The organism is Bacillus cereus group sp. BfR-BA-01522, assembly GCF_022662635.1.
Classification (GTDB): Bacteria; Bacillota; Bacilli; order Bacillales; family Bacillaceae_G; genus Bacillus_A; species Bacillus_A cytotoxicus.
On record NZ_JAKUDY010000012.1, the window covers coordinates 65,973 to 79,404 of the forward strand.

Genomic DNA, 13,432 nt, shown 5'->3' on the forward strand with positions numbered 1-13,432 from the left:
ATTGTTAAAATATAGATAATGAGATAGACATATTTTTCGATAGACCTGTTTCCGTATACAGGTTCTTTTTTATGTTGTACATATTGTTACAACTAAGAGATATTACATACATTTTGCATATTCTAAAAAAACAGATTTCTCAACTTGTAGCTCGCAATTAAAGTATCGTACTTTTCTCTGTTATAAATGAGAAAATAAGCTAACAAATGCAAAAAAAGAGAAGGGGAATCCCTTCTCTTTTTAGTTCAATTACTTCTTAACTACGTTAGTAGCTTGTGGTCCGCGGTTACCTTGTTCAACTTCGAAAGTAACTTCTTGACCTTCTTCTAATGTTTTGAATCCTTCGCCTTGGATTGCTGAGAAATGAACGAATACGTCTTCTCCGCCTTCAACTTCGATGAATCCGAAACCTTTTTCTGCGTTAAACCATTTTACTTTACCGTTTTGCATGAAAAAATCCTCCTACAATGTACCTATATGTACATATTGATTTTCAACCACTTTACAAAAATAACGAAGACAGTAAAAAACTGTAACCACAAAGGAGATTTAACATTGCTTTCCTCCTTTGAAGTTACAGCTCATTTAAATCCCTATATTATTAAAAGTAAAATGGTTCAAACTTATACTATCATACCGATCGTATAAAAGTAAAGATTTTTTTATTTTATATTGTCAAACTTCACGTTGAACAACGTATTGAGCGATTTTATAAGATTTCATGTTCATATGTAATAATTCTTTTAAAGGAAAATGATTATAATTTATATAAAATAAGGTCTCCTCGCTTTAGGAGACCGCACTTCTTATTTATCCATATATTTCTTATTACACGGAAAACAACTAAATGAAATGTTCTTAAAACAATGTCTGTTTGTTTCACAAATTTGTGCTATTGTAGGTTCAAATAAAATATCTACCACATTACTTTCTATTATTTCTGTTACTGGTGGAAGAATGTCACCAACTTGATATTCATAACGAATGTTCGCTTGGTTAATATAATGATTAGAACCTTGTGGCGGCCCTTCTATTGCAACTTGGAATGCAATGATTCTCTGTTCACCAGGATTCAAGCTCCCAACACTAAATCCTGATACTGGAGTTACATTAGGCAAGACTTCCCTATCTACTGTTACACTTCCTGGAATAAATCAAACACGATTACTAACGAGATCTTGAAAATGAATATTTTGTATCGCTATATCTCCAGTATTCGTAATGACTGTCGTATATGTGACGACATCTCCTATTGTTGCTGTTTGCAAATCCGCCATTTTTACAACATTTGTAGAAACATTTGGCGTAATAAAAGGAATAACTACTGTATTGCTATCTTCTTCAACGGCTACGGGCGGTTGACCTGGACTTATAGTTGCAAGTCCATTTACAGTAGCAGCATTTGTAATGATTGGATTTGTTTGTCCTCCTATGACAACGACTTGAAAATTAATAATTGCTGCATCATTTGGCTGTAAATTCCCTAACGGAATACCGATATTTGGATTTGCAAATAGTAACGGCTCATCATTTACTGTTACAGTTCCATTTATAAATAACGTATTTGAATCAATACGATCTATTAAAATTACATTTTCGATCGGTACTGTTCCATCGTTTATAACGGCAATTGCATACGTAATTACATCGCCTATCGTCGCCACTTCAAAGTTTGCCCCTTTTACAATAAACAATATTGCTGTATTTACTGTGATGACTACTGTATTACTTGTATCTTCTACTATAATAGGTGACTCTCCTGGAACTAAAACATACTCTGCCGATACATTAGCAACATTTTCAATTGTTCCCCCATCAGGAAAACTAGTAATTTCAGCCTGATATGTTACAAGGGCCGTTTCACCTACTGGGATATTCGGTATGACAAACCCTGTTATCGGGTTCAGATCTGATTGTAATACACCATTTATCGTGACACTATTTGGAACAAAAGTTGCACCTTGAGATAGTCGATCTATAAATTGAACATTCGTTGCATCTACCGTTCCTGTGTTCAATACTCGAACACGATATGTGACAACATCTCCTATCCCAACGTTTACATAATTTACTTCCTTAAATAAATCTAAACTGCCACGATTTACTGGTGTTATTGTTGTATTACTTGTATTTGTTATCTCTATTGGAAGTTCTTCTGGGACAAGTTCAAAATTACCTGTTATATGCGCAATATTCGTTATACTATTAGACGATGGTATTGTATTTATAGTAACATCAAATGTTATGAAAACACTTTCTCCTACATCGAGATTCGGTACTAAAAAACCTTCAAATGGATTCAATCCTGGTGCCAAATTACCATTGATCTGTACGCTATTTGGAATAAATACCAATCCAGCTGATGGTACATCAATAAACTGGACGTCGGTAGCAGGAACTGTCCCTATATTTATTACTTGCACTGTATATGTTAACGTATCTCCTAATCGCGTTGCTTCTTTATTTACTGTTTTTATTACATTAAATTGACCAATATTTATTTCTGTAATTGTCATATTACTTGGTTGTTCGACCACTACTGGTGGCTCTCCTGGAACTAAAGTAAAGCTTCCCGTTACGTTCGCTTCATTTGTAATGCTCTCTGTTTCTGGAGCAGCTGCAACGACTACTTGAAACGTAATTTCCACTGTTTCTCCATCAGGAATATCTCCAACAGAAAATCCACTAATAGGATTTAGATCTACCTGCTGCACTCCATTAATTGTTACACTACCCGGAATGAATGGGGCCTCAGCAGAAATGGTATCAATAAACTGAACATCGGTAGCAAGAACTGTCCCCGTATTTATAATTTGCACTGTATACGTTAATACATCACCTACAAGAGCTACTGCTTCATTCACTTGTTTTGCAACTTGGAAACTTCCTCTATTCCCCATTATAAGAACCGTATTACTGGGCTGATTCACTGTGATTGGTGGTTCCCCTGGCACTAAAACAAACTCTCCTGTTACATTTGCAGTATTTGCAATCGTTCCACTTTCTGGAACCTCTACAACCATTACTTGAAATGTAACTTCTATTCCTTCGCCTGAGTCTATATTCGGAAGCGAAAATCCATTATTTGGGTCTAACCCTAGTTGCCCTACCCCATTTATCTGTACACTATTTGGAATAAAACGTAAAGAAGAAGGTAATATATCACGATATTGAATATTCATAGCTGGAACTGTACCGATATTTTGCACGACCGTTGTATATGTGATGGTGTTCCCTTCAGCAATGATTGATTGACCCACATCTTTTATAACATTTAAACCGGCTTCATTTATTTCTGTTACGGTTGCATTACTAGAGACGGTTTCTGTAATAGGTGGATTCGTTGCACTTACGTCAAATGAAGCAGTAATATCTACAACGTTAACAATTGTACTTCCTTCCGGTATACTTGTAACTCTCTCTTGATATGTGACGAGCATCACATCAGCTACTGGGATGTCTGGAAGTGGAAATCCTGTAAATGGATTTAACCCAGGTTCTGGGGTATCATTTATAACTACACTTCCCGTAACAAATTCTACCCCACTCGAACTAGAGTCCAGAAATTGCACATTCGTTGCCGGTACTGTTCCAATATTAAAAATGAGCACATTATACGTTAATATATCCCCAACAGTTGCAGCCTCTTTATCTACTACCTTTAATACAAAAATATCAGCTATATTCATAAATGTTGCAACTAAATTCGTTGATATCGTTTGCGTAATTGGCGGTTCCATCGGATTTGGTTGCGAAGTAAATGTTACATCAGCTTCATTTAATACAACCTCCTCGCTTGGGACTGATGTAATCGTAACTTGGAATGTAACAGAAATACTTTCACTAGATTCTAACGCTGAAATAACTAGAAATCCTTGTTCTGGATTTAGATTCGGTTGTGCGCTTTCACCGATTGTCACACTACCTGGAACAAATGTTGTTCCCTCTGGAATGGTATCTTGAAATAACACATCGGTAACAGGCGTAATTCCTACATTTGTAATGAGTATTGTATACGTTAATACATCACCAACTGTCCTAGCATCCATATTCACTGTTTTAGTAGCTATTACTTCCCCGGGAGAAGGTAAAGGTATATCCACTACTGTTGTATTACTAGAACTTGTTGTGGAAACCGGTAGTTGTGAAGGGTTTAATACGAACGTTGCTGTAGCAGTCGCTGTATTTAAAACGCCCCCACGTGTAGACGGTGCGGCAACTGTAACTTGGAACGTTATCGTTAATGATGTTTCTGCTGCAATATCAGGAAGTGGAAAACCAATACTCGGATCGAATCCAGGTTGCAAATCTCCATTGATCGTGATACTATTTGCAACAAATGTCGTCTCTGGAGCAATTGTATCGACGAAAGAAATATTTGTCGCTGGAACTGTACCATTATTTCGTATAACAACGGTATAAGTGTACGTTTCTCCAAGTGCTGCTTGTTGGACTGATGCAGATTTTTGTATATCTAGCTGAGCTAAATTGATTTGCGTCACAACAAAGTTACTATCCGTAGTCGTCGTAATAGGAGGTTGATCTGGATTGATAAGAAAGCTCGCCGTAACATTTGATTGATTCGTTATATTTCTACCACTTGGAATACTCATTACAGTCACTTGAAACGTAACAGTTGCTGTTTCTCTTACTGGAATATCGGGCAATGCAAAACCTACAGCTGGATCTAGTCCCGGCTGCAACACTCCATTGATTGTAACGCTATTTGCAACAAACAGCGCTCCATCTGGAATCAAATCTTGAAACATAATGTTTGTTGCTGGAACATTTCCTGTATTTTGGATAAGAACTGTATATGTTAACGTATCTCCTATCCCAGCTTCACTTGTATTTACACTCTTTATCACGTGAATTGCACCAATATTTACCCGCGTCACAACGATATTACTAATCGTCACGATTGTAATGGGCGGTTGCAAAGGACTGACTTGAAAGTCCGCTGTAACATTTGCGTTATTTGGTATAACTTTACTAACAGGTACACTTGTAACAGTCACTTGGAATGTTACCGTTACCATCGATCCCGGAGAAATACTTTCAAGTGAAAAACCAATGGTTGGATCTAGCCCTGGCTGCGGCACCTCATTGATTACGACACTATTTGGTATAAATGTTGTTTCAGCTGGAATCGGATCAAGAAAAGAAACATTCGTCGCTAATACGGTACCATTATTTTGGATACGAACCGTATATGTTAATATATCCCCTACCCCGGACTCATTTGTATTGACGCTTTTTCTAACACTCAATTCCGCTGAATTTATAGCTGTCACAACTGTATTACTCGGTGTAGTTACTGTAATAGGTGGCTCTGTTGGATTTACAAGAAAGTCTCCTGTAACATTTGCCTCATTTATAACATTATTTCCTAATGGTGATTCGACAATTAACACTTCAAATGTAATGACCACACTCTCCCCAGCTAGGAAATCACTTAATGAAATTCCTGTTTCTGGATCGGCACCTTCTTGTAATACATCATCAACAAATACACTATTTTCAATAAATAGCGTCCCTTGCGGGATCGAATCTTGAAAGAATACATTCATCGCCGGCACACTGCCAGCATTTATCACTTCAATCGTATACGTTAAAATATCTCCTACTGTTGCTACATCTGTATTCACAGACTTTATCACTTCAAAGTTTCCTGTCTGCACTGTCGTATTCACAATATTACTCACACCTGAAATTGTAACAGGTGGTTCATTGGGAATAACTTGAAAACGAGCCGTTACATTTGCTTGATTTAAAACCTCTTCATTTTCGGGATTTTGTTCAATGAATACTTGAAATGTAATCACAACTGATTGACCTGCTGGAATGTCGGGAAGAGGAAATCCACCAGTTGGATTAAGTCCACTTTGTGCGACTCCATTTATCGTGACAGAGTTTTCAATAAACGAAACCGCTGTAGACACCGTATCTTGAAAGAACACATTTGTTAATGGAATATTACCTGTATTTTGAACCGTAATCGTGTATGTTAATGTATTTCCTACTCCCGCTTGCTGTGTGTTTACTTCTTTCACTACATTTAATTCTCCAACATTAATTTGTGTTATTACTGTATTCGTTTGTCTATTAATTGTAATTGGCGGTCGATTCGGGTCAATGATAAAACGAGCCGTTACATTCCCTGTATTTACGACCGTATCACCGGATGGAGATGATGCAATTTGGACTTGAAAAGTAATTCTCCTACTCCCTCCAGCAGAAATATTAGCAATCGTAAAACCGATCTCTGGATGTACTCCTGGCTGTGAAATTCCATCGATCGTTACACTATTTTGGATAAAAATTGTTCCAGATGGGATTGAGTCTTGAAACATTATATTGGTTGCTGTCGTATTTCCTATATTTTCAATTGTAACTGTATACGTAAGAATATCGTTAATTGTTGCAAAACTTTTATCTACCGTTTTTCTCGCTCTTATATCACCTATCATAATTGTCGTGAACACTGTGTTACTTGTGGCCTGCTCTGAAATAGGTTCCTGACCAGGTGTTTCGATAAAATTAAAAATTACACTCGCTCGATTGGGAATTGGATTTGTAAAAGGTGTGGATGTTACTCTCACTTGAAAGCCAACAACAATCGTTTGTAAGGGATTGATACTTCCAAGATTAACACTATTAGCAGGACTAGCTCCTGGCTGTGCTACCCCATTTATCGTTACACTATTTTCAACAAATGTCGTTCCGCTCGGTATACTATCAACAAAGATTACATTGTTTGCAACTACATTTCCGTTATTCGTAATATTTACTGTATATGTTAATACGTCATTGATTGTTGCTATTGGTATATCGACAAACTTTTGTAACTGTAAATCAACAAAATTCCCTTGCGTGGTCTCTACTATATTGGAAGAAGCTGTACTTGTAATAAACGGACTTCCTACAAAAGGTTGAAATTGATAAGATACCATCGCATGATTCAAAATCGTATGCGAATCTGGAAAATTAGTAATTCTTACTTGAAATGTCACAATTCGCGACGTACCATCAACTGGTATTTCTCCTAGCTGAATACCAGTCGATGGATTAGCATTTGGTTGTGTTATACCTCCGACCGTTACACTACCAGGAACAAATGTTGTTCCACTCGGTATATCATCTTGCAATATAACATTTTCTGCATCTCCCGTACCGGTATTTAAAACTGTAATCGTATATGTGAGAAGATCTCCTACTCTAGCACTTGTTTTATCAACAGATTTAATTGGATTAATAATAGGACCTGTTGCATCTATTTGAACACCAAAACCAGCAGTAGCATATCCATCTCCATTCGTAACAAAACGAACCACTGCCGATGTTTGATTATTCACTAAAGATGCGGATGCATCTACATTTGTAATGTCCCATCCTTGTCTTCTCATTTCTACCGCTCTTCCTAACGGCTGATTTAAATCACCAAAAGTACCGGTTCTATCCAACTCTCCTCTATCATTACAAATTTGGGATTGAAAAAAATTATTAGCTGGATTTCTTCGCCCCGACAATGTAACTGTACTATTAACATCTGGCCCAAAGCGTAGCTGGTCTCCAATAATATTAGGATCCCCTTCTTGCGCAGTAACAAGCACCCTTCCTGTAACAGTTCCTGTTGCAGGCGTTGCAAACCCTGAAATAGTAGCATCGACTGGTGGAGATACAGCTTCAATAATTTCTTGCCCGGTATAAACAGAGAGATTACGAAGTGGTAAAGTACTATTTTGATAGACGACTTGAAGTGTCCATCCCACTGAACGGCTAACCGTCGCATCAACGGATACCCTTGCTGCCGGAACACTTCCCGCAGTATATGTTCCTCCCTCGGTAACAAATTCGGTTACATCTGCTGAGCGAACATAATAAAATTGCTTTCCTACTGAACCTTGCTGAGCCGTTACTGGATCAGGAGTAATCAACACTTCCTCAAAAGGTGTCACAAAGATAATGTCATCATCTAAAAATGCGGAAACATCTTCAGTATCGGTTCTATATGTCCCTGCCCAAATAAGTTCTGCATATAAAATATTACTACCAATTGGAATGTTTAAAATTGCACTCGAAGAATTTTCTCTCCAATCATCTGTTGTTCCTGCCGGAAAACCAGGAACCTGTAAAGTTGTATCGACTGTTGTAAATACATCTATCGTACCAAAATTATTGTTAGGCGCTGGCGAGAGTGGACTTAAACCAAGTGTATTCCCTGTAAATGTAACTGCACCAGAAACTGTTGTTGTAAAACGATTGATAAAAGGCACTGTATCCTCTCCTTTCCTCGATGATAAAAAATGCTCTATACTATAAAATGAAGACAAACTATAGAATGTACATTGTCCCTAAAATTCTATACATAAGAGAGGAGTTCCATACAAAATGCGCTACGTAATCATAACAGGTACTTCACAAGGTTTAGGTGAAGCCATTGCTACACAATTATTAAAGGAACATACAAATCTCATTTGTATTTCAAGAAGACCAAATGAACAACTTGTTGAAATAGCAAATCAAACAAGAAGTTCTTTATCATTTCATCCGATGGATCTTCAAAATGTCCACCAATTAGAAGCAGATTTTGCAGCAATCTTGTCCTCTATTGAATTGGAAGACGTTTCATCCATTCATTTGATTAATAACGCCGGTATACTTGCACCGATGAAACCAATTGAAAAATCGGAAAGTGAACAATTAATCGCCAATGTGCAAATTAATTTAATTGCTCCTATGATTCTTACTTCTACTTTTATGAAGCATACAAAAAATTGGAAAGTTGATAAACGTGTGATTAACATTTCTTCAGGCGCTGGGAAAAATCCTTATTTTGGTTGGGGAGCTTATTGTACGACAAAAGCCGGTATCAATATGTTTACACAGTGCGTTGCTACAGAAGAAGCTGAAAAAGAATTTCCCGTCAAAATCATCGCCTTTGCACCTGGTGTCGTTGATACAAATATGCAAAAACAAATTCGTCAAACAAAGAAAGAAGATTTTACAAATTTAGATCGCTTTATCACCTTAAAAGAAGAAGGAAAATTACTTTCACCTGAATATGCTGCTAAGGCGGTTGTCAATCTATTAGAAACTGAAAACTTCAAACAAGGCGGCGTTATTCGTATTGATGAATAACACGTTCATAACAAAAAAGCTCGCTTATAAACGAGCTTTTTTGTTTGCGATTTGAGTTCCTTCACTTGCTTCGTTTCAGAACACCAATATAATCATCCGTTTCTTAGCAGGCTATCTTCGTGTAGTTCTTACTATTCTCACTTAATCAATTCTAAAAATAGTCATATCGATTCCATGATTCGTTCATATTCAATGCCTTAATTTATTGTTAAGTCTATATATAAAAATATCATTTTACAATCTGATCATGCCTGTAACAAGTTGCATTGTTTCTTTTTCTACTTTAGAAATGCGCTGTTTTTCTCTTTCAAAATTCTTCTCTGCTTGCTCAAATGCTGCTCTTCTTTTTAAAATCATCCGCTCCATCTCTTGGTGACTTGGTCCTCCATATACAATTCGTTTCTTTACAAACATTTCTGGCAATATACTATTTTCCCATTCTTCCTTTGAAAGCTTTATTTTAAATTGCTTTTGTAAGTATACGTTTATTTCTCCTAGCTCTAATTCATGCAATTCTTTGCTTTGTTTCAAAGACATTTTTGCAACTTCACTTGCAGCATGATGAGCAAGACGAAAAGGAATATGATATTTCTTTGTTAATGTGTCTGCCAAATCCGTAATGGTAATAGCGTGCTGAAATGATCGGTCTTTTAAAACTTTCTCTTCTACTTTCATTGTTCGAACTACTGCATTCATCGTACAAAATACACGAATTGCTTTTTCCATTCCCTCATATAAATACGGTTGTAAATCATCCTCTGTATCTACAATATCACCAAACGGAGTATTGTGGATCATTTGAAAGACAGTAAAAGCTTCTCCTATCGCACTACTAGTGAGGGCACGAGCGTGTTCAATCGATACCGGATTACGTTTTTGCGGCATGATGCTACTAATTTGCACATATGGATTCGCAACCGTGATACCATTATATTCTTTCGTTGCAAGCAGTAAAAAATCATGTATCCATCTCCCCATATTCGTCATTGTCACCATGAGTAAAGAACTCACTTCTAACAAATAATCAGCACCTGCAACTGCATCATAAGAGTTTTCAATAACACTTGAAAAACCAAGTAATTCAGCTACTCTTTTCCTATTAATCAGAAAACTCGTTGTAGAAAGAGCCGCAGCTCCCATTGGTGAATTATTCAAGAAATGATATGTTTTCCAAATTCTCTCCAAGTCTCGCCCCATTACATCATAAACAGCTACCATGTAATGACCAAATGTTGTTGGTTGAGCTGGTTGTGTATGTGTGTAAGCAGGCATAATTGTATCGATATGATTATGAGCAACTTGTAATATACTTTCCTGTAATAACATAAAATGTTCCATAAAACGTAATAGATAACGACGCAAACTCAGCCGATACATTGTCACTCCCATATCATTCCGGCTTCTGCCAATATGCATATTACTAATCGTATTGTCATTTGCTTCTTTTATGATGAAATGTTCAATCAAAAAGAAAAGATCTTCATATTTCGAATTATAATGCAGCTCGTCTTTCGGAATTTGTGCGACTTTCTCGACTGCTGTTAAAATCTCTTTTCCCTCTTGTAAACTTATTATTTTTTCTTCTATTAACATAATGATATGAGCTCTGTGAACCATAAACATATCATATAACAAATGCTCTCTTTGAAACTCAAACACATGTTTCAACACACAATTCATATAGGTCTTTCCAGGGAAATCACTGCCTTCTTCCTCTATAAATTCTTCTTTCATTTGCTTCATTCTCTCCCCCCTCGTTAAGAACTATTACTATCCATCATACCCAATAAATATAAAAAGGTGCTTGTACAAAAATAAACCAGGTGCATATTGCACCCGGTTTATTTAATAACAGTCGCATTATATTTCTCATTTTGTAAAATTTGAAAATGTAAATTTCGTAAATGCTTACGCAATTCAGCACTATCATCTTCATTTAAATGATTTGCTAAAAACACAATTTCCGTACAGTTCCCAAACTTATCTGTAGCATAAACAGCTTTTGCTAATGTCCATGGTGTATAACCATTTTTTTGTCCAGCATGTCTGAATATTTTACGATACTTTTTCGTACTCATATCTGTTTCTACAAGACTAGCCCATTCTTTTGCCTCAGCCTTTGCAAACCCTGCCTTATGATTTACCTTTTGTAACAAAATCATATAGTCATTTGCTGAAGCAGCTGGCAAACGATCGGACCATATCTTATCATATCGTTCTTCTAAATATAACGGAATTTCTTTTTGTAGCATCGCACCCTTGTTTTTCAAACGCTCATGAATCACCATTGCATATTGACGATACTGCTCTTGAGACATTTCTTTTAACTTTTTCTCGATTTGATATTTAGGAACGTGTAACTCTTTATGCAGATATCCTGGAATATACAAGGATGAAACAATTGGAAATAACGGTTCATGCGATGGAAGTGCTAGGTTTTTCAAATTTTGATTCACATTGTCCAATCCGAGCTTTTCCATCAAGTATTCCGCATTCGCATTGGAGCTAAATTTCATCATCCCTCTTGCTACTTCTTCTAAAGAAACAGCATTTTCATCTATTTTTCCTTTTCTTTGTAAATATTTTTGCCATCGTTCCTGGGCACCACCATCTGTATTTGGTACATAATAACGGTTCACATCATGGATGGAGACGTAGCTATTTGGATCAATTTTCCCTTCTGTTACTTGTTTTGTAAATTCAAGAGCAACAATTAATTTCATTGTACTTGCCACTGGTAAAACAACATCTGGATTTACAGAGTACACAACTTTATCATTTCGCTTTATGAGTAAAGCGCTGTTTTTTTCATCTTTATGTTCTTCAACAAATGAAGCGATATACTGTGCATCATCATTATTGGAGCTCCAAACTTTTTTCGCTAGAAAGTTACCTGATACTAACAACATCAACATAGCTACAATTCCTGCACAAACTATAACTTTCTTCAAGTGAAATTCCTCTCCTACTTGTATGTCTTTTCTCGATTTTATATATTCATAGTCAAAATAATAGAGACGACTAATCAATAAGTCGTCTCTATTATTTTAACTTGTATGTCGCTATTATGTCTATGTCATAATTCTAACGAAATCCTTAAGAAATTTTTTATAGTGCAACGACCAGCCAATTCTCATCCAATTTTTTAGCGCTTTCGCATCAGGCTGTGGTCGAAAGTCCGCAATACTTTCCCCCTTTGCAATTCCATCTGTATCCACCGCAACGCGGCGGTATACATAGTCTAAAAAAGAGGGATTAGCCGTCGCCATCATGGTTACAACATCATGAACCGGACTTCCAGTTATTTTCGGATTTAACTTTTTATATGCCTTATAATAATACGTAAAAATCGGTTCAATTAATGTATGAAAAGCAGTTTTTGAATGCTTTGCAAGATATTTTACTGTCTCTGGCGTTATAATCGCTTCCGAGGTAACATTAAGCGGTATTAATGTTACGTTTTTTGCATTTTGCATAACAAGTTGCGAAGCAATTGCGTCTCCATAAAAATTTGCCTCAGCAACTGGCGTAACATTCCCTGGTATTAAGAAGGCTCCGCCCATTATATAGTACTCTTTCACATATTGCATAAGTGTTTTTTCTAAAATAAAAGCTGTTGCTAATGTTGTTGATCTCCCAGCATCAACAATAATAATTTCTCCTTTGTACTTTTCCAAAATAGAAAAAAATTCACAAAAAGGTTTTACATTCGGTGAAATGCTTTTTGGTGGACGAATGGGCCCCATTCCTTCTGCACCATGAATTTCTGGATAGTACGTTGTAAATTCTCCTGACAGTGGCATCATTGCTCCTTTAATAACCGGAATATCTTCCCGCCCAGCTAATTGTAATAAGTAGGCCGCATTACTTGTCGCTTGTTCTTGCGATACATTCCCATATCCTGTCACAATACCAACAATATCAATATCAGGATGCAACAACCCATACATAATCGCTAACGAATCATCAATTCCTGGATCCCCCAAAAACAGTACTTTCTTCATAAACTTCAACTCCATCCTAACAGTTGTTATTAATTTATGAACAGGAAAAAATAGATTATGCTTCCTTTTGAACAAATTTTTCTTTTCCATACCAATCACACACCTTTTTAGAGTAATAGTATCAGTATGTCCAAGTTTTATAGATTTTTTGCACCAGAACCGGGTATATTATTATGATGTTCAAGTTTACCAGATCAGTTGCATATATTTTTTTGTTTTGTTTTTTTTATTTATTCTCACTTTCTTTCACTTAATAGAGTAAGAGCCTAATTTAATTAAATTTCATT

The 13,432-nt window shown here is 36.3% G+C and carries 5 protein-coding genes and 1 pseudogene; 1 reads left to right on the plus strand and 5 read right to left on the minus strand.

What is annotated here, in order from left to right; all coding sequences use genetic code 11:
• Positions 1-249: 249 nt before the first annotated feature.
• On the minus strand, positions 250-450 hold the full coding sequence (gene cspB / locus MR059_RS16435; protein WP_012094664.1) for a cold shock-like protein CspB: 201 nt from the start codon (positions 448-450) through the stop codon (positions 250-252).
• A 356-nt stretch (positions 451-806) separates the two neighbouring features.
• Positions 807-8,276 (minus strand): annotated as a pseudogene (locus tag MR059_RS16440) (DUF7507 domain-containing protein).
• 115 nt (positions 8,277-8,391) lie between these two features.
• Between MR059_RS16440 and MR059_RS16445 the strand changes: the two are divergent.
• Positions 8,392-9,141 (plus strand): (S)-benzoin forming benzil reductase, encoded by a 750-nt coding sequence (locus MR059_RS16445; RefSeq protein WP_012094666.1) that lies wholly within the window; start codon positions 8,392-8,394, stop codon positions 9,139-9,141.
• Between the two features lie 234 nt (positions 9,142-9,375).
• Here MR059_RS16445 and argH read toward each other — a convergent pair whose 3' ends face one another.
• From argH to MR059_RS16460, 3 genes are all read right to left on the minus strand, one after another.
• Positions 9,376-10,884 carry an argininosuccinate lyase gene (gene argH, locus MR059_RS16450; RefSeq protein WP_048723708.1) on the minus strand — a complete coding sequence of 503 codons (1,509 nt, stop codon included), beginning with the start codon at positions 10,882-10,884 and terminating at the stop codon, positions 9,376-9,378.
• Between the two features lie 98 nt (positions 10,885-10,982).
• Positions 10,983-12,092, minus strand: coding sequence for a serine hydrolase (locus MR059_RS16455; protein ID WP_048723709.1), 1,110 nt, complete (start codon positions 12,090-12,092; stop codon positions 10,983-10,985).
• A 120-nt stretch (positions 12,093-12,212) separates the two neighbouring features.
• Positions 12,213-13,145: a nucleoside hydrolase gene (locus MR059_RS16460; RefSeq protein ID WP_235436456.1), complete on the minus strand. Its 933-nt coding sequence runs from the start codon at positions 13,143-13,145 to the stop codon at positions 12,213-12,215.
• Between the last annotated feature and the right edge of the window lie 287 nt (positions 13,146-13,432).